This is a genomic window from Pseudomonas sp. PAMC 25886 (genome assembly GCF_000242655.1).
GTDB lineage: Bacteria > Pseudomonadota > Gammaproteobacteria > Pseudomonadales > Pseudomonadaceae > Aquipseudomonas.
The window spans coordinates 453377-476661 of the sequence record NZ_AHHC01000050.1 but is presented as its reverse complement, the minus strand read 5'-3'; the positions used below and the strand labels follow the sequence as shown (position 1 = coordinate 476661).

Below are 23285 nucleotides of genomic sequence, written 5' to 3'. Positions count from 1 at the left end.
GCCTTCACGGTTGGCTATCGGCCAAAACCGACCTCTCAAACAGGTTCATGAGGGCAATCGACGAGCGCTTGCATTACGTGGCCGAGTTGCACCAATTTCTCTATGGCGAATGGAACAGTCGTTCCACTGATCGAGAGAGGGGTAAAGGCGAGTATCCGAATGGCGAGCGCTCCCGGCTGATTACTCTCAGAGAAGCTAAGGCGGTACCACGAAAATATTGACGGTTTCCATGTAACAGTCGCCCGGTTAGAAGGCGCAGCAAAGAAAGCTGAAACCCTAGCAATGTGTTCTCGCTTAATCTTGAGAAAGTAATTGCCGGTAGTTCCTTGTTCAAAAGTCAGATAGAGATCCTCTCCCTTTGTCTGGAGGTAGAGATAAATCGAACGCCACTTACCTTCGTGGCAGGCGCTGAACACCGCTGGTGTCCCTAACATTTTGCATTCCTTCATCAAGACGGTCTGATGAGGTTTAGCTCATGCTTGGCGAGTCTGCATTTGGAGGCTATTTCTGACCGATTGCTGCCTTTCGCGAAGAGCAGCTTAGGGTCGATTTCGGTCAGTCGTGACAGGCAGAAATCGGCCAATAGTGGTCAATCGAATGTGTCTACGAAACCCGATGCAAATGACTGCTCAGTCGGTATGCGCCTGGTGTTACTCCCTGCCAGTCCTTGAATGCCCGAATGAAGGAGTTGACGTCCTGGAATCCTAGCAAGAATGCGATCTCTCCCTGCGCGATAGAGGGCTTACGAAGGTAGTGCACAGCCAGTTGCTGGCGAGTGGCGATAAGGATGTCTTTGAAAGATGTCGACTCTTCGCTCAATTGCCGCTGCAAAGTGCGCTTGCTGACGGCCAAGTGCTTCGCGACATCGTTGACAGTGTATTGCCCAGAGGGAAGTCCCTCCAACAACACAGCCTTGACGCGATCACTAATGGTCGCGGTTGAATCCAGAGTCGTTAGGCGTTCACGCAAACCAACTTCGAAGAACTTCCACATGGAATCGTTGGCGGTCAAGAATTGACGGACACCATCTTCTTTCGAGAATGTGAGACGGATGGTCTTCCCCGCTTTTGGCATAACGCCGAAAAAGTCCTCATAGCTCTGGATGTGATCAGGAAGTTCCGGAAGCGTAATCTCCCTAGGCACCACGCGGTGACGCGTGGCGATCCTTACCAGTTGGGTCGCGTAAACGATCTCGGCAGCCGCCATGCTGTGCGGGATGGGACCAGCGTCCGAGTAGCATTCCAATGTCACCGAAGTTTGGTTGGCGCCCACCTCAGCCACCAGCCCCATGGGACCGATCAGCTTCTTGAAGACAGACAAACGCTGAAAGGCGACGTTGAGATTAGGGCTGCACAAGCAAGCAAAGATCGCGGGATCAAAGGCCTCAACAGAGATTGCTTGACCCAGTTTGAGCGGCAAGGCCATGTCATCCCCTCCAACCTGCTCGATTGCTTGCCATAACTCGAAGAATTGCGCAGCCGTGATGGTCGCCTCTTGGCGAGAGAACAGGTCTGCTGGAAGGTTCGCATGGCGCAAAACGCGAGCAGAATCTACGCCCATATCTGCAAGCAACAACCGCCAGCCCGATTGAACCACGAAGTTTGTACCTTGTTTCATCAACGCTCCATTTCCAGCCGCCTCATGCCTTAGCGCTTTGGAATTAACCCGTTGTCGATCATTTGCTGGAACATATCCCGAATTGAGGCATCGAGGGGGCGATAAACCATGCCGAGCTCCCGAACGCTCTTGCCGTTGTCGGCACGCCACGGGAGGCCAACATTTCGCGACACGAACTTGCGAGTGGTGCTCTTGTCCGCCATCGGGGCGACCAGCCACACCAGCCACTTAGGCAGAATACGCCGCGGCACCGGGTAAGCGTCGAACTTCGGCAAAAGCGCCTTGGCGATTTCCGGCAGAGAAGTGTTGTGTCCGGAAATGATATTGCGCCCTTGGGCCTTGGGCAAATAGGCGGCTCGCAGGTGGGCTTCCGCTAAATCCCGAACATCGACGGCACCCACTCCGAAATCCGGGACGCCGTCCTTCATGCGGCCATCCCCCATCTGCCGGACTATCTGGAAGCTTTCCGAGGTGGCGTGGGGACTGATGCCCGGACCGATGACGAAGCTCGGGTTGAGCACAACCAAACTCCAACGGGATTGTTTTTTGGCGATGTACCATGCCTCGCGCTCAGCGACGGTTTTGGAATAGGAATATGGCGAGTGGTTCAGGGATGAACTGCTATTCCACTCTTCCTCCGTGAAGATGCCGCGCTGTGTTTGTTCCAAGTCGGCATTGTCTCCGTAGATAGCCGCGCAACTACTTGTCAGGACGACACGCGCTACAGACTCCGTCCGGTTGGCCGTTTCGAGGACGTTGCAGGTGCCCAGTAGGGCCGGATCAATCAGTTCCTTTTGGGGGTCTCGGATATTCAGCGTGAAGGGAGAGGCCGTATGAAAGACAATGCCGCAACCCGCCATTGCCTCGGTATAGGAATCTTGATCAAGCAGGTCCGCCTTGAAATAGCGAAGAGTGCCCGACAGCTTTGCCGCCATCTCGTCAAGATGGCGGACTTTTCTTCGGTCATCCGGATCGCGCACCGCCGCGTGAACAGTGACGCCTTCCTCCAATAGCCGCTTAACGATCCAGCCAGCAACGTAGCCAGTTGCGCCGGTGACGATCGCAGGCTTGCTCTTGTCAATTTCAAACTCTTTCATGAACAACTCCGTGCTGATCTGCTGAATGCCTAACACCAATAGAATGAAGGGCGGAGGGCACCACAGCCTAAATGGGTTAAGTAGTGACAAGCAGAAGACTATCTGAGTCAAAGTAGTCACGTAACTCGCAAGGAGTGCCATTAAATCTGCAAAGCGCGCCAAAGAATAATTCCACTGGATGTTGGCGAACTGTCCAATCAGAAGTTGTTAGTGCACGCGCCGACTCCGCTCTTCCCTAGTTCATCCACCACAGCTCTAAACGATCTTCGTAGGGTTTGGAGGGCACCCGGTAGCATTGAGTCGGGCGCTTTTTGACGCGAACGCGCCGGCCTATTTCAACCATCCGCCAAGCGATACAGCGCCTGAGCATGAGATGCCGCCAGCCCAGTGCGCTGCAAATTGCGGCGACTCTGCGAGCCGGGAAGCGCTGTCGCGGCAATCACAAGACTGCCGTGCTTCTTTGCTTGCTCTATCCGGTGAGATATCAGCGCTCCATGGTAGCCCAGGCCTCGTGCATTTTTTCGGGTAGCCGCCGTCCCCAGGTAGGCAACGCCATTGCTGGCCAGGTACATCAATGCGCCTGCAACGACTTGCCCATCAGCTTTAAGGACGTAGATTTTCAGACGATCATTTGCCATCAGCCCTGCAAACGAAGCCTGGCTCAACTGACGATGCTCTGGCTTGGTATGAAAGCCACTTGCATGAACCGCCGCGAACTCCGGAAGAGAGTCTGAAGTGGCCTCTTCGATGTCGAATGATTGGGGAGTCAACACCGCGTCCTCGATAGGGCAGGCAAGCTGCAGGTGTGTCCACCCTCTCAAACGCTCCAATCGCTGCTCTCCCGCAAAAGCGTACTGCTCCAGCGCCGAGGCCTTGCCGATAAGCGGCGTTACTGTCGAGTATGCTGCTGATTCCTTGAGCAAGTTCCGCAGTGACTGGGGATTGCCAGTGCTATCACCGTAAATGCGATTGAACATCGGACTGGGTGTTGCCTTCACCTGAAAGCACGGAAAAGTCCCGTTGGAAAAGACACGAGCACCAAAAGGATTTCCACTGACCCGTGACAAGCTCTCAACGCGGGAACACAAATACTCGCTTTCTGCGACCTCGATCGCATGGGCCAATTCAACATCCATGTACACAGTCCCTTTACAAGATTTTCAGGGCAGGTAGCGGTAAATCAACCCCCATCACCGCGCCCAGTGTCGTAGCGTTTCGAATAGGAAGCGCCCATCAGATAGAAACACCCGCCCGCCACGATAAACGCTGCGAGCATATAGAACATGAAATGCGCCGGCTGCGATGCCAGGGCAAATCCGCACAGCACCGGCCCCAGCGCACCGCCGAGGCTGGACAGGTTTTGCGCGCCGTAATACATGCCGCGCAAGTGGTCCGGCGCGATGCGGTCGATGAACATGTACTCGGCCGGGAACACGATGATTTCGCCCACGGTGAATATCGCCACGGCCAACGCCCAATGCAACACGGTGGTGGACAACGCAAAACCGACGACGCCCAGCAGAAACAGGCTGAAGCCCGCCGTCAGCCATTGATTCAAATGCTCATTGGTAATGCGCTTGCCCACCATGTACTGCAGGCAGATCACCACCGTCGCATTAACCGCCACCACCGAGCTGATGACCTGGTAGGTAAATTCCGGGGTGCTTGTGGTCACCAGGTATTGGGAGATGTAGCCGGTGAACTGGCCGAACGCCACAGCGCTCAACGCGCCGCCAACCGTGAAGCAGACCAGGCGATAGTCCTTGAGCAAAATGCGCCCCACCGCGACGAACGACACTGGCGCATTGGCCGGGTCGGCGGAGCTGAGGCTCCTGTCACCCCACACCCTATAAGTCACGAAGAAGCCCATGCCCAGGATCGCAGAGACCAGGAACGGCAGTTTCATGTCCATGTGCGCGAGCCCGGCGCCAATGAACGGCCCCACCGCGTAACCCACGTTGATCAGGGTGTAGCGCACCGAAAACACTTTGCCGCGTTCGGCTTCTGGCAGCAGTTTGCCAAACGCGGCCTTGACCACAATATCGATAACCGAATAGGCGAAATTGAACGACACCAGAAACAGGAAAAACAGCCACAGGTGCGACGTGACGCACATACCGATGAAGCCCACGGTGAAGAAACCCGTGAAGCTCAGGATCAATCGATAGCTGGAAATTTTGTCAGTCAGGTAGCCGCCATAAAGGCTTAGCAACGAGCCGACCAGCATCGCACCGCCCACTACCAGACCGATGTCGCTGATACCCAACGTGAAGTTGGATGACAGATAAATCACCATATACGGCAGGGTAATGGCGCGCCCCAGTGTCAGGAACAACGCAGACGACAGCAGCAGATTGACCGAAAACGGGTAGTGTCTGAAGGCGGCGAGCATGCGAGTTGATTCCTGTAATAGGCAGTATCAAAGGCTGAGTCACATATCGTTACACATCCGGTTTTTACTTGACAGCGGGATCTGTCAGCTGGAAAGCCACGACATTTGCCCGCATTGTTGCTCTTCCAAAGCAACCACATAATCGGAGAAGTCGGCGTCACCAACACCGTTACTGCATTCCAGCGTCATCTTGCCTGCGGGGCAGGAGACGTGAATGCCTGCATTGCCAACCCATGCATTCATGACAGAAGCGCTTTTCCAAACGTTCCAGATTTTCAAAGTGCTTCCAGGTTTTGCCCCGCCCTTTTTTCGGCGCAAAAGGGCCAGCGCGAAAGTGGCTGCACAAACAGCAGCCATCCTATACCAGGCTCGGTCGGCTTATTGCCCGGCCTGGCTGACAGGGGTAACGCTTCGGGTGTGATAATCGCCCGACGAGTCCTGGATGCAGTAATTCGGAGACATCTGTTTTTCCTCGCCGGCTTTCAACTCAACCACCTCGTTGCGGCACGTTGTCTGGAATGTTTGCGACTGGAATGCCTGCCGGACTTCATAAGGCCTGCGGAGGCTCTCTGACTGTAATAGGTGGCAGCAAGTTCGCTGGGAACAAAGCCTGCACCTGCGCGGTTGCGCGTCAAAGGCGCCATCACGATCCTGTTGGAAAGCGTCAGTGAGCCGAGCGTGTAGGGTTCAAACAAGGTCTTGTCGTTCATATCGATTCCATACTCGTTGATCAATGACAGCCATCTGTGCCGTAGCGGCCAAGGCGTGCGGCGATGAATTTATGATGTCAGTCATAATCAAAGTCGTCAACGGTTTTGATTATGGTCGACATCAGAGTATAGTGAGGGCCATTGTTCAGGAGGCACAGGGGCGCGAAATGAAGATCACCAAAACGCAATCACTCGCCAACCGGGCTCATATTGTGGAAACGGCTTCAGAGCTGTTTCGTGAGCGTGGCTACGATGGTGTGGGTGTAGCGGAGCTGATGGCCACGGCTGGTTTTACCCAGGGAGGCTTCTACAAACACTTCGGTTCCAAGGCTGATTTGATGGCCGAGGCAGCGGAAAATAGCCTGTCGCAATCGTTAGCCAGCACCAGTGACCTCGATGTTGCGCAGTTCGTAAATTTTTATGTATCGCGAGAACACCGAGACGGCAGGGGCGGCGGATGCACGATGGCAGCGCTGTGTGGCGACGCTGCCCGCCAGTCAGATGAGCTAAAGGCGACCTTTGCCAATGGCGTAGAAAACACGCTCGCAGCCCTCGAGGAAAAGTACCAGGTGGGTCTGGATACGACGAAGCAAGAGGCACGAGCAAAAATGATCGATCTGCTGGCGCATGCAATCGGTGCAGTCATGTTGTCTCGGGCGTGCCCGAATGACTCTCCACTCGCGGATGAAATACTGGAAATTTGTCGTGCCGAGATAGTGGCGTCATTGCCTTCGAGTGAGAAAAAACGCCCATGAGTGCGTGGAAGGACACTCACTGAGCCGTCGCGGGTTAGGCCCTGAGTAGCCATCCAAAGCAAACGCTACGATCTTGATAAGTGTTTGGGATTATCAGCAAAATGGCCCTATAGAATGCGTCGAAAATGGATCTTTTACCGATCCATTTATCTTCTATAGTCGCCCAACGCCCCAAGCATTTAACCTCGGTCATTAGTTCGGCGATGGGGTCGGGGATCCTCATTTGCGGAAGTTGATATGAATTATAAAAACGGCTCTATCAGTATCGGCGTGTCTGCACTTTTAGTGGTGTCAGTTCTGCGCTTGGCCACTAACCAACCCCCAACCCGGGAAGAGTTTGTAAAGTATCCATCTCTCCGACAGAAATGGTTCACGATATGCGACGCACGCAGCAACCTTGCCGAGCTCAATGATGAAGGCTGCAAGCATTTACGCGAATGGCAGGCGGCCACCAAATTTCCTGTACTGGACAATTTGATGAATCAAAACCTGGGCAAATAGCTAGCTGCCCTAAGACTCTTTCAGTGGCCTGGAGCATCCAGTTTGAATCCGCAACTCATCATCTCCCCGCACGACGGATCCATCCGAATTCAGCGAAATGAGTCCTGCATTGTGATCGACAGCACCCTCGCCGTAGAGAGGGCAGTGGCGGAGTTGTCACAGTTCTATCTGTCGGAACTGGATCATGGAAATGGCTACGTGTGGAACTCATACAGCGGCATCAACATCAACGGTACTCCCGGTTCTTTTGCGCTGTGTTTTTATGCGGGGCGTTTGATGGAAGTCCATTTAGGCTTATCCAACCCGAACGAGGCCACCCGTAATGGATGGCCTTCACAAGCGTCAGTTGAGCGGGACGTCGCCTTACTCCGAAACGCGTTGATGCAACAGCTATCCCGGTCTTTCGAGAGCGGCACAGAGACGTTCCCATGGGGCAGTGCGTGGGCTGTTTTTGATGCAAAGGCATTTTTGCCCAGCGCAGGCGTCAGATACCGACTGCCTGAGACATCCCTTTAAGCGAGGCTTCTGTGCCCCCTACCTGCGGCCCTCAATGCTGCGCACTAACGCCCCAAAAAGCTCACCCCGCGGCATCTCACTCAAGGGAATATCCGCCTTCTCGAACCACTCCCGATCCGCCTCAGGGTGCGGGCCACTCAGCACCACGACCCCGTTTTCATACGTGTAACGCGCTGCCGCCACATCACCATTCTGGTAGGTCGCAATGGTTGATGAAGGCAAGGTCGTGTCAGGCTTGGGAAAGTAAGGCCCATCCTGATAAAAGACGCTATCGGCTTTCCCATCCCACACCACCTGCACCGCTGCGTCCGCAATGCCCGCGACCTCAAACCCAGGCCTGCCCGCCTCTGAATCAAGGTCGTAGGGTATCAGGCCAAAGTTGCTGTTATCGGCAAGATAAGCGCCCATACACAGCCCCAGGTAGCGCCCACCCCGGGCGACAAAGTTACGAATGGCTTGCACCCGCGCATCCCCCAAACTATCAAGCGCCGCAGGGATGTCCTGACCGCCGCCGGGTTGAACGTAGAGGTCATAATGAGCGAGGCTTTGCGGCGTGATGTCGATCGATTCATCTGCACCTACAAAGTCAATCCAGGCATCCGGGAGGACGCGCAGCAGGGCTGTTTTAACATTCTCTGAACATCCCTCGCAGCCCGCGGGGCCTCGGTAGATAGCCACATGGGTGATGGGTGTTGCGGCGTGCACCGAGTAAGGAAGCAGCGTGAACAACGCAAACAGCGTCGCGGCGATGGCATGCAGATTCATGGTTGTAGAGTCATCTTGAAGCTGATGGGGGCGATTCGGACTTTGCGAGTCAAAGCCTAAAGCTAATAGCCGTTTGAAGGCGTTAACATTTGTAAATCGGCTGAGGAAAAATCGGGGTCAGACCCCATTTAAAACAATGGCGGTCTGCCCCCGATTTGTCGGCGTGAATCAAGCGCCGGCGCTTGCGCCCACTCACTGATGAAACCGGCGCCCCAGCGCATCCAGCCGCACCGCAATCGGCGGCAAGCGCTCGCTGCTCCGGGCCAGCGTCTCCACATCCTGCGCCGTATTCTGCGCAATGCTCTGCACTGATTGCAGCCGTCCCACAATCTCCACATTCGCCGTGGATTGCTCTCGAGTGGTCGACACAATCCGCCCATTCAGCTGATCAATCTGCGAAATATCATTGCCCACCGCCCGCAGCATCTCCACCGCCAACTGGCTGTCTTCCACACAGCGCTCCACGCCTTGGCGGCTGTCGTGCATGGCTTCAACCGCCAGCCGGCTGCCGTGTTGCAACCCTTCGATAATCGTCTTGATCTCCTGGGTCGACACCGCCGTGCGCTGCGCCAGGCTGCGTACCTCATCGGCGACCACGGCAAACCCGCGCCCTTGCTCACCCGCGCGGGCGGCTTCGATGGCGGCGTTGAGGGCCAGCAGGTTGGTCTGGTTGGCGATGCTGTTGATGACCTCCAGCACCGAGCCGATCTGTTCGGCCTGCACGGCCAGCCCTTGCACCGTCTCGTTGGTGTCGTGGAGGCGGGTGGCGAGTTGGGTGATTTCCTGCTGGGCGCGGCCGACACTTTCCTGGCCACGGATGATCTGCTGGCTGGCTTGACCCGCGTGCTCGACGGCATGCTCCACGTGCACGGCGATATGGCCCATGGCGTCTTCCATGCGCTGCATGGAGCCGGTCATTTGCGCGATTTCCGCCAGTTGGTGGCGCGCGCCTGTTTCCAGGGTGCCGCTGGCGTGGGCCAGTTCCTGGCCGAGTTGGCCGAGGCCGTGGGAGTCGCGGGCGACACCGTCGATCAGCCCAGTGATCTGCGTCAGAAAGTGGTCGAAGCGGGTGGCCAGGGAAACATGAACTTTTTCCGCGTTGCCCTTGGCTGCCTCACCGCTGAACTGAGTGGTGACGGCGAGCATCTTTTCGAGCATTTCCTGGCTTTCTACCGCCTCCGTCTGGCTGTGCACCGCGAGGTAGAGGAGGGCGACCGTCTCCATCACCACGTAGAACGCGTGGACGAAAATCATGCTCCAGCCGCCGTGATGCTCCATCACAAACACCGGGAAACCCTGGTGCTGCAAGGCATGGAACACCACGTGATGCACCGCGATAGTGACGGCGGCCACCAGGATAGGCAGCCAGTCACGGTAGAACGTCAGCACCGCCAGCAGCGCGAAGATACCGAAGTGCGATTCGATGACACCCTCGGCCTGATTGATGTGCAACGCCGCCATCACCATCAGGCCAACGCCCAGCGCGCAACGCATCAGGCGAGTGCCGCCGATGACGCGATAGGCCAGGGTCAGCACCACACTGGTGCCGCCGCCTATGAAGAGCGCTTGGAGCAGCGTGTCGTGCCAGAACGCCAGGCCCAGGGAGAACAGGGCCATCAGCCAGATCAGGGCGAGCATGATGCGGTCGGCTTTGCGGTAGTGCTCGATGAAACGGGCTTGGGCAGGCATTCACTCGTACTCCATGTGGACTGGCCGGGGTGAGGCAAGCATGCGACGTGCCATAGGGGCATGCGGGGAGCGAATCGGGTGTGGGGGAGCGGGGGTTGATTGGTGGTACGAGGTTATCGGCATGGCTAGGTGGGGCTTTAGGCTGGGATCAACCAGAAGCGGACACTCATTGGCAAGTGGTCAGCGAACGCGTCTTCTGTGTTCCCGCGTCAGGTGCGATCCGCTGCGTTTCTAAGCGCACGGGATCTCCCTTACTCGGGTAATCGCAACATTTGGAAAATTGGCAACAGAAATTAAATTATTCGCGGCATAATGGCCTTTTGAAATCATTGATGATTGGTTCACAATTCAAGGATCCAGCATGCCGAAGCTGAGCAAATACGAGCAACACGCACTCAAAGAGATTCACAGCTGGAAGGAGCCTGATATTGGCTGGTTCGGCCAGGCACTGAAGGTGATAAATCAACCACTGGACAAAGCAGGTGACCTCTTGTTCAAGGCACCCGGTGTCGGTCCAGCGATCCAGGGCGCAATTGAGGGCTTGACCAGCGTTTGCCATGATGCGGCCCAGTGGAGCGTAAGACCAGAAGCTATTTTTGAAGAGTTTCGTGGCGACGGACACAGCACGGTTAAAGCTCATAAAGACATTCACGATCTGGATCTGGAGCAAATCGATAAGGTCGTTGGCTTCCTCGGCGCTAAATACAAGGGCATTGCTCTGGTAGAAGGCGCAGGGGCGGGAGCCGTGGGCTTACCCGGTCTGGCAGTCGATATCCCGGCGTTGATCACACTTAACCTTCGGGCGATCGGCGAGTACGCTGCCTATTACGGTTTTGATACCTCACGTCAGGAGGAGCGACTGTTCGCGTTCAACGTGCTTGGCCTTGCTTCCTCTCCCACCGACAGTTCGAAAGCACTTGCCATGGCTCAACTGATCAAGATTTCTCAGGATGTCGCAAAGAAAGCGACATGGCAGGAGCTGGAAAAAAGTGTTTTCGTAAAGATCATCCAAGAAATAGCCAAAGCTCTGGGCATACGTCTTACAAAAGCAAAGCTCGCACAAGCAATTCCAGCCGTGGGCGCGGCTGTGGGCGGAGGTTTCAACGCCTACTTCACTATGAAAGTCTGCGATGCAGCCTTCTACCTTTATCGGGAACGTTTCCTCGCGCACAAGTATGGCCCAGAGGTGATTGAGGTGACCGTAAAACCCGCCAACGACTATGACCCACACTACACTGAAGCCTCACAAGCTGTGTGAGAGCTCTAGCAACGCTGGAGAATTGGGGCTTGACCCCAATTTCCCCACAATTTTCCCATGGAGCGATTCAGCCCTGTACCTGAAGGATCTAAACAATGGGGTACCTTGTCGTTGCTCACGCGATGAATGTGAAGCCGGAGCTAGAACCACTTTCCACTTTGCCGATGAGTATTGGGTGGTCATTGCACCAGGATGAAAGCGCCACGTCGTTCTACTTAGACACGTTTAAGGCTGGCGAAGAACGGAAATGGCCCTTTACATCTATGCCACCTATCAAGGATGTGCCGCTTGAGCTCCCTCAAGAACTGGCAGCTCTATCGCGGATATACAAATTGCTTAAGGATGCTCAGCTGGCCGACTACTTTAAGAGAGCTTTCCTGAATGTGAATTTAGCGCTAAGCAAAAGCCTTCAATTACCCGTTTGCAGCTTTTGCACAGATGACGACGGGCTGGATTTTGTGTGCGTATCGTTGAATGGTGAACTGCAAAGGCTGCGTTGCGTTTGCGGTGATCTGGATATCACCTATGAGCTTGGGACGGTCTTGATCCAGCCGCTTCTGATAGATGGCGTGGAAGGCACCGACGCAAGTGGTCTGCATGACCCGGAGAATGGTATTCACGTCTTGAGTCGGAATATAGCGCCTTCGTCGTTACTGCATGCGTTGGCTTCAGCAGAAACCACTCGCTTTCTACAAGCAGAAAGCCCCCCTCTGGGTCTAGGTAGCTTCGATGGTATGGAGGTCGCTCCGATAAAGATTGCAGGCTCTAAGATCGCCTCGCTGGCGCCTAAGTTGGTTGCTCAGAAGGCGTGGTGGAAGCGGTGGTAGTCGTATCGACGCCTTCGACCCAAGCCAGGAGGTTTTTTTGCGAAAAGTAGTCAAATATCAGCATCGAAAAATTGTGGTCTGAGAATCGGTTCAGGCCACATTTAAAATAATGGTGGTCTGACCCTGATTTCTCTGATTTCTATTGCTGAATCACCGGTTAGCTGTGCTGCAAAGATTAAAGAGTTTATGACCTCTTGAGGTTTCAGGGGGGGCAGACCCAAGCTTGTCGGAGATCTCAAGGCGCTTGATGTCGATGGCTTCCTAACTTGGCATTTTGTTGATGAGGAAGTGAGTTCTGTACACTCTGTCGTGGCTGAAACCGTCGCAGATAAAGCCGGCCCCTTAACCAAACGTTAGCCACTGGAATCGAGACTTCACAGATGAAAAAAGAAAGCCCTCTGGGAAAACTAATTGCCAGTCTTCAGAAGAAGATTTCTGAGGGGGGCTTGGACAAGGCTGCGGTTGAGGAAGCAACGAAAGAACTAGCGAAGCTTGGGTATCAATACGACGAAGGTAGTTTCCCCCCGCTAGTAGATACGGAAGTTTTCTCGAACAATAGTTCGGATTCTCCACAAGATCTTGCAGAGGCTCTATTGTGGAAACTAGGGAAATGGAAGGCATACAAGAAGTTCTGTGAAAACTATGCTGCAGAGCAGCCAGTGCCAACCACGACCGATGTGGTGTTCTATGCCTTTGCAATGCATCTGAAAGACAAGAGTAATCCGATTTATGACCAGCACGCAATCAGGTCGCTTTGGGCTATCCTCGAAGAATTAACTGCCGACGAGAGGCAGAAGTGTAAGTCGCTACTTTTCGATACGAAAAGCAAGTGGAAGGAATCTGGCACAGGAAAGAGTGCAATTGATTGCTACTCAATTTTCGTCAAACACGTTAATGATCTAGTTTCGGCTAGCGGGGGAGCAAGCAAGTTTGAACTTGACCGCTTGCTCATGCCTTTAGGTCAGGCAATCAAGAAGTCTACGAAAACGTATATTGAATTTGACGCCCTTTGTGGTTGGCACTAGCAGTGGCTAACAATTCGCTGCAGGCGCGACGGCCCTGAAGAGCCGCGGCCTTTGTGCAAACGTTAGTGTCCGCTTTTGGCCGAAGGCCGCCATTGAGTACCGTACGAGCGACGAGTCTTTCAGGTGAAGGCTGTCGGTACTCATCGTCGCTGAGTCGCTGTAGATACCTACAACGTCTCGGCGACAGTTGAGCAGCTTGGGCCACCTCCAAGCTTCAGCTACAAGGCACCTCCCGATCCATCAGCTTCCCCATCAACAGCACCCCCAATTCACTAAGCTGGTGAATCGCCAACGCCACATCACGGTCTTTCCCGCTCAGCTCTTCCGACAGATCAAGCAGCAACGCGCTGACCGAGGCAAAGGTTTCATAGCTATTGGTAATCAGACTTTCACTGCTGGCATCAGATGCAACACTGAACAGCGCACCCGACGGCGGGGTAGTTTTGGCGGAGGAGGGATTGAGGTAGTGGTCCAAGGCGCGCTGGGCGGCCTGGTGGAGTTTTAGATCGGGAGTTCCCGGAGGATTCGGCGTTACCTTGAACATCGTTAAGTTCCTTGCTCGGGCTTCCACCCCGTTGCTACTAAACGAGGGGGGTGGCAGCTGTACGCAGGTTAGTAGACCGGGGGAACCTAACAAAAACCGGCGCGCCCGAGGGCGCCCTACGCACAGCCACCATCAAGCACAGACAAGGACGTCCGACAGATGAAGCTCATGCACACGTTAGGTTGAACCTCGGGCTACTAAACCCGATCACTGAGGTTTCAGCGACCGAGCAACCTTAGAGACGCCGACCCAGGTGCACAAGCCGGCGGATTCTGACGCAACTGTAGGCAATGGAGCAAGGTGCCGTGATCACTGCCTCAAGCCACGGGACTGAAATCCATCAGTCCCGTTTTTCATACTCAGGCCGGCTGGGCCGCCAGGCTATTACTCACCTTGCGCCCCAACACCAGCACCGTCATAAACCCAGCGCCCACCAACGCGGTCGCCAGACTCAACAGCACCGAAGTGCCCATCTTGTCGACGATCTGCCCGCCAAAGAACGAGCCCACGGCAATGATCACCTGGAACAACGCCACGAACAGCGGCATGCCACGTTCCACATCTTTAGGCGCAACCACGAACATCCAGATACTCGCGCACGCCGGGAAGGCGCCGAAGGCGAAGCCCCACAGGGCGATCAGCATCACGGCGCCGGTCATGCCGGTGGCGAAGTAGGGGAACAGGGCGGTGCTGGCGCCGATCATCAGGGCGACCAGCAGCAGGGTGTGGCGCACGCTGCGGTTGGCGGCGAAGCCGGCGAAGACGTTGCCCATCACGCCGGCCACGCCGTAGAGCAGCAGCAGGGAGCCAATGGTCGGGCCGTCGAAGCCGGAGCTGTTTTTGAAGAAGGGCGCGACGTAGGTATACGCGGCAAAGTGCGCCAGGCCGATCAGCAGTACGGCGATGAGGCCGACCCGGGCTTGCGGGTTGATGAACAGGGCCGGCAGGTCGCGGACGCGGATGGCTTTTTCCGGTTCGAGGCGGGGCAGCAGGAACATTTGTGCCAGCAGTACCGGTATGCCCACCAGCGCGGTGACGAGGAAGGTCATGCGCCAGCCCATCAGGCCGCTCAGCCAGGTGCCGACGGGCACGCCGAGGACGGTGGCCAGGGTCACGCCCATCATGATGATGGAGGTGGCTTTCGCGACGCCCACGCCTTTGGGGGCCAGGCGGCCGCTGAGGGCGATGGCCGTGGCCCAGAAGCCGCCGATGCTGATGCCCAGCAGTACGCGGCCGAACAGCAGCAGGCTGAAGTCGCTGGCGTAGGCCACCACCATGTTGGCGATGATCATGATCAGGGTCAGGCCGATCAGCAGGTAGCGGCGGTCCATGGCGCCAATGCCCACCGACAGCAACGGGGCGGCGAGGGCGGCCATGATGCCGGGCAGGGTGACCATCAGGCCGGCGTGGCCGGCGCTGATGCCGAGGTCGGCGGCGACGTCGTTGAGTACGCCCACCGGCAGGAATTCGCTGGTGACCAGGGCGAAAGCGCCCACGGCCACTGAGAGAATGGCCAGCCACTGTTGCAGGACGGTTTGTTGATTATGTTCGGGGAGGCCGCTAGGGGCCCGGCTTGCGCTTGGCATGGTGTCGGGTTCCGGGAGGAGATTTCGCCTGCGGACAGACGGGAGGGAGAAAGTGGAGGCGATTATAGGAAGGGGTTCTGTTAAGCCAATAGGCGACCATTTCGATAGTAATCATCAGTCCCATCGATAAGACGCCCTGAGCAGAGCGTTCGCGTGAGTGTAAACCCTCCGGATTTTCCATGGCCCGACTCCGCGCGTAATCCGGCCCGATCCCGCGCGCCAGAAAAACCCCCGCGCTGCATCCTGAACCTCGGCATGTCAGTGGTGCTGATGTGCAGCAGCGTTTCAAGACCTATCAAACAATAATAAAGAGGTGCTTATGCCCTTGCTCCATCGCCCTTCATCCCTGGTTGAACGCCGCGCGCTTAACGTGTTGCTGTGCGCTTCGACGCTCGCCCTGTCGTTGACCGCCAGCGCGGCCACCCCGGATCCCGCCAAGCCTTACCCCCATGCACAGGAACCGATTGGCGACGTGCAGGCCATCTACGACGGCAGGCTCAGCGAGGAGTTGGCGGTGACGACCTTCCGCAATACGGACCGGTTGTTCCCGACGCGCACGATCAAGGCGGGCGGCCATCCGTTCCCGTTACCCCGCAGCAACCAACCACTCGGGCCGGTTACCTTTGACTATAAAGGCAAGCACTACAGCCTCGACGACTATGTGGCGATCAACAAGGTCACCGGGCTGTTGGTGCTCAAGGACGGCAAGATCGTTGATGAGCGTTATGAAAAAGGCAACACCGCCGAGACCCGTTGGATGTCGATGTCGGTGGCCAAATCCATTACTTCGACCCTGGTGGGCGCGGCCCTGCAGGACGGCGCCATCAAGAGCCTGGATGACAAGGTCACTCGCTATTTGCCGGCGTTGGCGGGCAGCGGTTATGACCAGGTTACGGTGCGCCAGATCCTGTCCATGCGTTCCGGGATCAAGTGGAACGAGCAATACACCGACCCGACCTCCGACGAACGCCACTTGATCAAACTGCGCAGCGAGCAAGTGCCCGGGTCGCTGCTGAAGTTCATGGCCAGTCTGCAAACCGCCGCGCCACCTGGCACCCGCACCAACTACAGCACCGGTGAAACCCAAGTGTTGGGGCAACTGGTGAGCGCTGCAGTGGGCAAGCCGCTGACGCAATACCTGAGCGAGAAAATCTGGGCGCCCTATGGCATGCAAACCGATGCCAAGTGGTGGCTGGACGGTACCCATGGCAATGAAGTGGGCGGCAGCGGCATCAGTGCGACGCTTGAGGATTACGGACGGTTTGGGCAGTTCGTGCTCAGCGGCGGCAAGGCCGGTGGGCAGCAGGTATTGCCCAAGGACTGGTTGAGTTTTGCCAGCGCGACCACGGGTTCAGATGCGGCGTATGGTGACTTTGCGTCCATGTGGTGGCCGGGCTGGACCGACGCATCCAAGGCCGACAAAGCCTTTACGGCTGCGGGCACGTTTGGTCAGTTCATCTACATCAACCCGACCAGGAAGGTGGTGATTGTGGTGTGGCAGGCACAGACCAAGCCCACTGGCGGTGAGGTCATCGACGACATGTTTGCCTTTGATGCGATAGCCAGGGCCCTTCAGTAACCGCTCAACGATTAACCCCGTACCGTGGCGAGGGAGCTTGCTCCCGCTGGACTGCGCAGCAGTCCCCTCTTTTGGGGCCGCTGCGCGACCCAACGGGAGCAAGCTCCCTCGCCACGGGGTATTTGCGACTCAGGTCGTTCACATCGCCGCCCGCAACGACCTTGGCGACAGCCCGTAGTGCGACTTGAACCGCACCGCAAACCGTGACGCAGACGCATACCCGCACGCGTTGGAAATCTCCCCAATGGAATCCCTGGACGTTTGCAGCTGTTGCAACGCCGCCCCCAAGCGCACGTTTTCCAGGATCGACCTGAAGCTCGTATCCTCATTGGCCAACTGCCGGCGCAGGGTCGACTCCCCCAGATTCAACTGCTGCGCAACGCTGGCCACGGTCCAGTCCCGAGACAGATTGCTGCCAATCAATCGCTGCACCCGCTCGCTCAGCGGGTCGTTGCGGTCCATCAGCAACGGCCCCGCCTGGCCGGCCAGGCACAGGCACAGCAACACAGCTTCGCCATAGTGGGTGCACAAGGTCGCCGGGGCGCCGGTACCCAGTGCGGTCAGCAGTTGGTCCCAGGCTTGTCGGGTCTGTTTGTCGAGGCGCACGCACAGGTCTGTGTTCGTGTTGCCCTTGAACTGTGCGCCATACCGGGCGATGAAGTTACGCAACACCGGCACCGGAAACGACACCACGTCGGCGATGTAGTCACCCTGGGCGCCGGGAAAGTTGGTCACGCCGAGCTCGCGGCCGGCCGGCAGTAAAATCAAATGCTGTGGGCCTGCGCGCATTTCGCGCGCGTCCCACTGCATCTGTTTTTGCCCTTGGCGCACGCGGCACAGGGCCGTCATGAAGATCGGCACGCGTTGCAGGGTGTGGTGTTGCCGGGCCCTGATCACGCAGCTTTCAATGATGCTTTCCCTGTGCCGCACACCTTCGTGAACATCCATCGTGACTAGCGTCCGTAAGGGGCCGTGATTGTGGCCTTGGCCAGGCTGTTGGCATTGAGCATGTAGCCGACCAGGGCGCCGCTGGACTGATTGTCGATCGGCAGCGTGTCGACTTTCAACGCCCATACGGTGAATTGATAGCGATGGGGTTTATCACCCACGGGTGGGCACGCGCCGCCGAAGCCGGGCTGGCCGTAATCCGTGCGCCCTTGCACGGCCCCGGCCGGCAGGTGGGCGCCGACATTGCTCGGCAGGCGGGTGACGGTGGTGGGCAGGTTGACCACGGTCCAGTGCCACCAGCCGCTGCCGGTCGGGGCGTCCGGGTCGTAGACGGTGATGGCAAAGCTTTTGGTCCCCGCCGGGGCGTTGCTCCAGGACAGGGCAGGGGACGTGTTGCCGCCGCTGCAGCCGAAACCATTGAATTCCTGCAGGCGCGTCAGTGGGCGCTGGTCGGCGATGTCCGGGCTGCTGAGGGAGAAGCTGGCGGCGTGCCCGCTGGCGGCCATGATCAGGGTGATCGCGGGGGCAAGTACTTTGAGTTTCATCGCGGTGATATCCAGGCGTGGGTTGAGCCTTGATGCTAAATAACACCTGGACGCGGCACTGCGCCGAAGCGCTCGATGATTGTGCCGAAATGCTCTGTCGCACCCTCCTCAATGTTTATTAAGGAAAACAGGGCTTGTGTGGCGAGCGGGCTTGCCCCGCGTTGGGCTGCGAAGCGGCCCCACTGAGCGCCGCCGTGTTCTGTCAGGCACTACCCGGTGGCAGGTTTTGGGGCTGCTGCGCAGCCCAACGCGGGGCAAGCCCGCTCGCCACAGAGGCCGGTGCCACACATCACAAAACGACTACGGCTGAGCCCTCAGCGCCCGGATGATGAATGCATGCAGGCTGTTGACGGCTTTAGACCCGCGAGACGCCCGGCTACGCAGAATCGAAACTTCCATGGGTTGAATGTTTCCCAGGCCGTGCTCGCTCCCCAACACCTGAAGCGACTCCTGCACGGTGCACTGGGTGATCGCGGCAATCGCCAGCCCGCCCTCTACGGCGGCCACCTGCCCGGCAAGGCTGGAGCTGTTGTACACCACCTTGAATGCCCGCCCCCGTTGGGTGAGCGAGTTCACCGCGTAATGCCGGGCCAGGCTGGCGCTTTCGTAGACGGCGATGGGGATCGGGTCGCGTCGCCACAGTTCGAACTGGGGTGAGCCGACCCAGACCATGGGCTCCTTGAACAGGAAGGTGCCGCTCTGGGGCGAGTCCCTGGACACCAGCGCCAGGTCAAGGTCGCCGCTGCGCAACTGCGGGATCAGCGTGGTCGACTGTTCACAGGTGAGTTCTATTTCCACCCCGGCGTAGCGTGGCGAATAGCGCTTGAGCAGCGGCGTGAGGTACCGGGCCGCGTAGTCTTCCGCGACGCCCAGGCGGATGCGCCCGGTCAGTTCTTCACCGTGAAACGCCGCCTGGGTCTCGGCGTGCAGGGTGAGCATACGCCGGGCGTAGCTCAGCAGGGTCTGGCCGTCGGCGGTCAGTTGCAGGTGCCTGGGGCCTCGGCTCAACAACTGCCGCCCAAGGGCCGCCTCGAGTTTCTTCATCTGCATGCTGACGGCGGACTGCGAGCGGTTGACCTCGTGGGCGGCGCCCGACAGCGAGCCGGCGTCCACCACGGCCACAAAGCATTTGAGCCAATCAAGTTGCAAATCACTGGCCGGCATCGCGGTGACCTCTATTCGTTAATCGAATGGCTAAGGCCTGAATTATGCGCTTTTCATGAGGGTTTGTTCACCCGCAACATTCTGCCCAGAACCAACACCTACTGGATCGGACCATGCCCTTTGATACCTGGCTGCTTTACGTGGTTACCTGCTTCGGCATCGCGGTGGTGCCAGGCCCCAATGCGTTATTGGCGCTGACCCATGGCGCCCTTCATGGCAGCCGCAAAACGCTGTTCACCATCACCGGCGGCGTGCTCGGTTTTGCGATGGTGCTGGCGCTGTGTGCGTTGGGGTTGGGGGCGCTGATCCAGGCGTCGGCCAGTTTGTTCACTGCCCTGAAAGTGGCGGGTGGGCTGTATCTGATCTGGCTGGGCTTCGGGCTGTGGCGGGCGGCACCGGTCAGCCTTGAGGCGACCGGCACTACCAGCTCACGGAGCTGGCCGCTGTTCCGCCAGGGGCTGGTGTCGGCCATTTCGAACCCCAAGGCCTTGCTGCTGTTCACCGCGTTCATTCCACCGTTCCTGGACCCGCACCGGAACATCATCGCGCAGACGCTCACCATCGCGCTGACCTACGCCGTGGTGGAGTTCATCGTTGAGTATCTGGTGGCCAGCGCCGCGCACCGGGTCCGGCCCTGGTTGGCCAGAACCGGGCGTCGGTTCAATAAGGTGTGTGGCGTTTTTTTTGTGCTGTTCGGGGTGGCCCTGCCTATCCATGCCTGAGGGCGAATGCCCACCGCTCAAGGGTGCTCGATCACCATCACCGCGGTGGTGTCCGCCTCAAGTGCCTCAAACACATGGGGCGCGTTCGCCAGGTAGCTGATGTAGTCGCCGGCATGCAGCCGCACGGGCTCATTGGCCGGACCGATGGTCGCGCTGCCGCTGCACAGCACCACATGTTCTACCGTGCCGGCAGGGTGAGGCTGAGACAGGCGCGCCTCGCCGGGCTGCACCTTGAGCCGGTAGATATCGCGCCGCATGCCCGCCGGGCAATCCGCAAGCAGCGTCGCCGCGTAGTTGCCGGTTTCGGTATAGGTGGTCAGGCCTTCGTGGGCGCGAATCACCCGCAGATGCTGCCGGGGCTGCTCGAAGAACCGGGTCACCTGCAACCCCATCGCCGTGGCCAGCGACCACAGGGTTTCAATACTCGGGTTGCCGATCCCGGACTCCAGCTGTGACAAGGTCGACTTCGCCACCCCCGCGCGTTTCGCCAGTTCGGTCAACGAAAGCCCGGCGGCCTGGCGTTCGCGCTTGATCGACAGGGCCAGCAGGTCGATTCGACTCGGGTTGAGGTTGTTCGTTATGTCAGTCATTTGTTCTTCAAATCATCCTTAAAGGGGTTGACGCTGTGTTGTCTGTTGTTCAGCATACCAATCATTCGTTCATTATAAAAACCGGTCCATTGAATGATCTGGTACGTGTCCCACCTCTACACCTATTGGCCGTGGCTGCTCTGGCGCGCGCTGTCCTGCGACCTCGAAGGGTGGCGCAACCTGCTCGTGGCAACCCAGTTGGCCCAACAACATTGCCTGCGGCTATTCTGCGGGCCGCTATGATTCCTTTTTGCCATCCGGCATGATCGGGCTATGATCGGCCCACCTGAACCGGACGCCCGATGCCCCATGCCCGTTGACCTGCAAGCCCTCTATCCCAAACTGATCCACCTGATGCTGGATACGGTGTTCGTGGTCGACAGTGAAAACCAGATTGTCTTTGTCAGTGATGCCTGCGAAGCGTTGCTCGGTTACCGCGCTGATGAGCTGACCGGCACCCCGATCACAAACTACATGCACCCTGAAGACCTGGCGCGTACCCGGGCCTCGATCGTGCGGGTCATGAATGGCAAACCCCACGTCGACTTCCGCAACCGTTACATCCGCAAGGATGGCAGCGTCGTGCACATCCTGTGGGCGGCCTTCTGGTCCGAGGAGGTGGGGGCGCGGATCGGTGTTGCGCGGGACGTAACGGCCCTGACGCAGGCGGAGGAAGAGCTGCGTTTCCTCGCCCATCACGACCCGCTGACGGCCCTCACCAATCGCTCATTGTTCAATGACCGGCTGGACGAGGCCCTGCAAGCGGCCCACCACCACAAAAGTCCTCTGGCCTTGCTGTTTCTGGACGTCAATGACTTCAAGGGCATCAATGATGTGCACGGGCATGCCGTGGGCGACCGCGTGCTCTGCGTGATTGCACGACGGCTGGAAGGATGTGTGCGTGAGAGCGACCTGGTGGCCCGGATGGGCGGGGATGAATTCACCGTGCTGCTGACGGATATCCAGTCACCGGAAGCCGTGTCGGCGAAAGTGCAGCAGATACTTACGGTGATGGCCCAGCCCCTGAGCGCTGAGTTTGGCGCGGTTAAGATGCCGTCCTGCAGTATCGGCGTAGCGTTTTACCCGGCGGATGGGGCAGATGCCGACAGCCTGCTCAGCCACGCGGACGGCGAGATGTACCGGGTTAAGCGGCAGCGGTTTGCAGTGGAGTGACTCCAGAGTTCCCGAATCGTGTTCACTCAAGCCGCGAAGGTCTAACCGGCAAAGCTCGACAGCTCCCAGCTACGAATTAACGCTGCTGAAACGCAATCTTCAGCCCCAACCCCATGAACAACGTACCAATGATTTTCCCCTCCCAACGGCGCAGCCTTGAAAGCCCCACCATCCATTGGCTCAACGGACGGATCGCCACCGAAATCAGGGTGGTGTACACCGCACTGAGCCCCGAGAAGATCAACCCCAGCACCGCGAATTGAGCCAGGGAAGAACCCGATTCCGGGTGAATGAACTGCGGCAGGAAGGCCAGGAAGAAGATTGCGGTTTTCGGGTTCAGCACTTCCGCGCCCACCGCCTGGAAATACGCCTGGGTCGAGGTCACCGTGGGCAGGTCTTTGCGCGTGGTGGCGCCAGGCTTGGCCATGAAGGCGCGTACGCCCAGGTAGATCAGGTAACAGGCGCCGACGACTTTCACCACGTTAAATGCCACGGACGAGGTCATCAGGATCGCGGACAGGCCCAGTGCTGCGCACAGCGTGTGGATCAGGTCGCCCGAGGCAACGCCGAGTCCGGTGGCGATCCCGACCTTGCGCCCGCCCTGGAGGGTGCGGGTGATCACCAGCAATACAGCCGGGCCGGGGATCAGGAACAGACCGATGACCACGGCGATATACGTCAGGATGGGGGCGAGTTCGAACATGCTGTGTTATCTCAAAGTTGTATGCGCCCTACAGTTATCCCTATCCAGGGCGTTAAAGCAATTCAACAAAGCTCTTCGCTGACCACGTCGGTCCACATCGCACCCGGCACTGCCGCTGCGGGGTCAACCCGCTTGATCTCAGCCAGGCATCGATCAATCCTGCCGTCACGCAGATGCTCCTGGAAGAGGCACAGGCACTGCGCAAAATGCATCAAGGTAGCATTGATGAAAACACGCTCGTTATCGAAGTCATGGTTGAAGCAAACGACCTCGCGGCTTCGACGATCGATTGCCAAAACGTCCCCCGATCCGTTGTGCCCAAGTGGGAAATAGTCCTCGCTAAGCCCGTACACCGTCAGCCGGTGGGCGATTTGCGATGCGCTGTAGGCTTCAAAACTCAGGAAGGGGGCGGCGTCGCGCGGAAGTCCCTGTTTGAGCAGGAACTGCGAGTCTTGTGGCGCCAGGGCACTCACCTGGCCAGCCTCGTAGACGACAAACTCGCCAAGGCACAGGTCCAGTTCCGGCGGCACGAACGGCAGCGCCGCTATAAATCGTGCCTTGAAGTCAAACCCGGTCATG

26 protein-coding genes are annotated in these 23285 nt (G+C 57.8%); 9 read left to right on the top strand and 17 right to left on the bottom strand.

Translation table 11 applies throughout. The annotated features are described in order from the left end of the window. Positions 1 to 35: 35 nt before the first annotated feature. The 7 genes from MUM_RS0117760 to MUM_RS1000000133345 all read right to left on the bottom strand — a co-directional run bounded on the left by MUM_RS0117760 (position 36) and on the right by MUM_RS1000000133345 (position 5816). On the bottom strand, positions 36 to 434 hold the full coding sequence (locus MUM_RS0117760) for a hypothetical protein (RefSeq protein WP_010172177.1): 399 nt from the start codon (positions 432 to 434) through the stop codon (positions 36 to 38). 169 nt (positions 435 to 603) lie between these two features. Continuing rightward, entirely contained in the window at positions 604 to 1617 is a 1014-nt protein-coding gene (locus MUM_RS0117755) for an AraC family transcriptional regulator (protein ID WP_010172174.1), read from the bottom strand. 29 nt (positions 1618 to 1646) lie between these two features. Further along, positions 1647 to 2714 (bottom strand): NAD-dependent epimerase/dehydratase family protein, encoded by a 1068-nt coding sequence (locus MUM_RS0117750; RefSeq protein ID WP_029615974.1) that lies wholly within the window; start codon positions 2712 to 2714, stop codon positions 1647 to 1649. Positions 2715 to 3049: 335 nt separating this feature from the next. After that, entirely contained in the window at positions 3050 to 3850 is an 801-nt protein-coding gene (locus MUM_RS0117745) for a GNAT family N-acetyltransferase (RefSeq protein ID WP_029615973.1), read from the bottom strand. 44 nt (positions 3851 to 3894) lie between these two features. Beyond that, the gene (locus tag MUM_RS0117740) at positions 3895 to 5106 is read right to left on the bottom strand and encodes an MFS transporter (RefSeq protein WP_010172169.1); all 1212 of its coding nucleotides are present in this window, start codon (positions 5104 to 5106) and stop codon (positions 3895 to 3897) included. Between the two features lie 84 nt (positions 5107 to 5190). Next, positions 5191 to 5463: a hypothetical protein gene (locus tag MUM_RS1000000133350; protein WP_177325003.1), complete on the bottom strand. Its 273-nt coding sequence runs from the start codon at positions 5461 to 5463 to the stop codon at positions 5191 to 5193. 125 nt (positions 5464 to 5588) lie between these two features. Next, on the bottom strand, positions 5589 to 5816 hold the full coding sequence (locus tag MUM_RS1000000133345; protein ID WP_010172167.1) for an oxidoreductase: 228 nt from the start codon (positions 5814 to 5816) through the stop codon (positions 5589 to 5591). Positions 5817 to 5983: 167 nt separating this feature from the next. On the opposite strand from MUM_RS1000000133345, the gene MUM_RS0117735 reads away from it, so the two are divergent. The 3 genes from MUM_RS0117735 to MUM_RS01000000132610 all read left to right on the top strand — a co-directional run bounded on the left by MUM_RS0117735 (position 5984) and on the right by MUM_RS01000000132610 (position 7588). After that, on the top strand, positions 5984 to 6571 hold the full coding sequence (locus MUM_RS0117735; protein ID WP_029615972.1) for a TetR/AcrR family transcriptional regulator: 588 nt from the start codon (positions 5984 to 5986) through the stop codon (positions 6569 to 6571). Positions 6572 to 6808: 237 nt separating this feature from the next. Further along, positions 6809 to 7072: a hypothetical protein gene (locus MUM_RS1000000133340; RefSeq protein WP_081480097.1), complete on the top strand. Its 264-nt coding sequence runs from the start codon at positions 6809 to 6811 to the stop codon at positions 7070 to 7072. Between the two features lie 42 nt (positions 7073 to 7114). Next, the gene (locus tag MUM_RS01000000132610) at positions 7115 to 7588 is read left to right on the top strand and encodes a hypothetical protein (RefSeq protein WP_010172162.1); all 474 of its coding nucleotides are present in this window, start codon (positions 7115 to 7117) and stop codon (positions 7586 to 7588) included. A gap of 18 nt (positions 7589 to 7606) precedes the next feature. Here the strand turns inward: MUM_RS01000000132610 and MUM_RS0117715 are convergent, their stop codons facing one another. Further along, the gene (locus MUM_RS0117715) at positions 7607 to 8353 is read right to left on the bottom strand and encodes a BPL-N domain-containing protein (protein ID WP_010172160.1); all 747 of its coding nucleotides are present in this window, start codon (positions 8351 to 8353) and stop codon (positions 7607 to 7609) included. 192 nt (positions 8354 to 8545) lie between these two features. Next, positions 8546 to 10042 carry a methyl-accepting chemotaxis protein gene (locus MUM_RS0117710; RefSeq protein ID WP_010172158.1) on the bottom strand — a complete coding sequence of 499 codons (1497 nt, stop codon included), beginning with the start codon at positions 10040 to 10042 and terminating at the stop codon, positions 8546 to 8548. Positions 10043 to 10403: 361 nt separating this feature from the next. Here MUM_RS0117710 and MUM_RS0117705 point away from each other — a divergent pair, with 361 nt between their 5' ends. From MUM_RS0117705 to MUM_RS0117695, 3 genes are all read left to right on the top strand, one after another. Next, entirely contained in the window at positions 10404 to 11300 is an 897-nt protein-coding gene (locus MUM_RS0117705; RefSeq protein WP_010172156.1) for an EcsC family protein, read from the top strand. Between the two features lie 95 nt (positions 11301 to 11395). Further along, on the top strand, positions 11396 to 12127 hold the full coding sequence (locus MUM_RS0117700; protein WP_010172154.1) for a hypothetical protein: 732 nt from the start codon (positions 11396 to 11398) through the stop codon (positions 12125 to 12127). Between the two features lie 380 nt (positions 12128 to 12507). Continuing rightward, on the top strand, positions 12508 to 13152 hold the full coding sequence (locus MUM_RS0117695; RefSeq protein ID WP_010172152.1) for a hypothetical protein: 645 nt from the start codon (positions 12508 to 12510) through the stop codon (positions 13150 to 13152). Positions 13153 to 13366: 214 nt separating this feature from the next. Here the strand turns inward: MUM_RS0117695 and MUM_RS0117690 are convergent, their stop codons facing one another. Then, positions 13367 to 13696 carry a DUF6124 family protein gene (locus MUM_RS0117690; protein ID WP_010172151.1) on the bottom strand — a complete coding sequence of 110 codons (330 nt, stop codon included), beginning with the start codon at positions 13694 to 13696 and terminating at the stop codon, positions 13367 to 13369. Positions 13697 to 14055: 359 nt separating this feature from the next. Continuing rightward, positions 14056 to 15282 (bottom strand): MFS transporter, encoded by a 1227-nt coding sequence (locus MUM_RS0117685; RefSeq protein WP_010172149.1) that lies wholly within the window; start codon positions 15280 to 15282, stop codon positions 14056 to 14058. 319 nt (positions 15283 to 15601) lie between these two features. Between MUM_RS0117685 and MUM_RS0117680 the strand changes: the two genes are divergently transcribed. After that, on the top strand, positions 15602 to 16861 hold the full coding sequence (locus MUM_RS0117680; RefSeq protein ID WP_010172147.1) for a serine hydrolase domain-containing protein: 1260 nt from the start codon (positions 15602 to 15604) through the stop codon (positions 16859 to 16861). Positions 16862 to 16999: 138 nt separating this feature from the next. Here MUM_RS0117680 and MUM_RS0117675 read toward each other — a convergent pair whose 3' ends face one another. The 3 genes from MUM_RS0117675 to MUM_RS0117665 form a co-directional block, all read right to left on the bottom strand. After that, positions 17000 to 17809, bottom strand: coding sequence for a helix-turn-helix transcriptional regulator (locus MUM_RS0117675; RefSeq protein WP_010172146.1), 810 nt, complete (start codon positions 17807 to 17809; stop codon positions 17000 to 17002). A 5-nt stretch (positions 17810 to 17814) separates the two neighbouring features. Continuing rightward, positions 17815 to 18354, bottom strand: a complete 540-nt coding sequence (locus MUM_RS0117670; protein WP_010172144.1) for a kinase inhibitor — start codon at positions 18352 to 18354, stop codon at positions 17815 to 17817. 300 nt (positions 18355 to 18654) lie between these two features. After that, positions 18655 to 19518, bottom strand: a complete 864-nt coding sequence (locus MUM_RS0117665) for a LysR family transcriptional regulator (RefSeq protein WP_010172142.1) — start codon at positions 19516 to 19518, stop codon at positions 18655 to 18657. Positions 19519 to 19631: 113 nt separating this feature from the next. Here MUM_RS0117665 and MUM_RS0117660 point away from each other — a divergent pair, with 113 nt between their 5' ends. Then, complete coding sequence (locus tag MUM_RS0117660) at positions 19632 to 20240, top strand: LysE family translocator (protein WP_010172139.1); 609 nt, start codon at positions 19632 to 19634, stop codon at positions 20238 to 20240. 17 nt (positions 20241 to 20257) lie between these two features. Here MUM_RS0117660 and MUM_RS0117655 read toward each other — a convergent pair whose 3' ends face one another. Beyond that, the gene (locus MUM_RS0117655; RefSeq protein WP_010172138.1) at positions 20258 to 20830 is read right to left on the bottom strand and encodes a helix-turn-helix domain-containing protein; all 573 of its coding nucleotides are present in this window, start codon (positions 20828 to 20830) and stop codon (positions 20258 to 20260) included. A gap of 309 nt (positions 20831 to 21139) precedes the next feature. Between MUM_RS0117655 and MUM_RS0117650 the strand changes: the two genes are divergently transcribed. Then, complete coding sequence (locus tag MUM_RS0117650) at positions 21140 to 22003, top strand: sensor domain-containing diguanylate cyclase (protein WP_029615970.1); 864 nt, start codon at positions 21140 to 21142, stop codon at positions 22001 to 22003. Between the two features lie 76 nt (positions 22004 to 22079). Here MUM_RS0117650 and MUM_RS0117645 read toward each other — a convergent pair whose 3' ends face one another. Both MUM_RS0117645 and MUM_RS0117640 read right to left on the bottom strand, forming a co-directional pair. After that, the gene (locus MUM_RS0117645) at positions 22080 to 22706 is read right to left on the bottom strand and encodes a LysE family translocator (protein ID WP_010172134.1); all 627 of its coding nucleotides are present in this window, start codon (positions 22704 to 22706) and stop codon (positions 22080 to 22082) included. 62 nt (positions 22707 to 22768) lie between these two features. Continuing rightward, positions 22769 to 23284 (bottom strand): SUKH-4 family immunity protein, encoded by a 516-nt coding sequence (locus MUM_RS0117640; RefSeq protein WP_010172132.1) that lies wholly within the window; start codon positions 23282 to 23284, stop codon positions 22769 to 22771. Position 23285 lies beyond the last annotated feature (1 nt).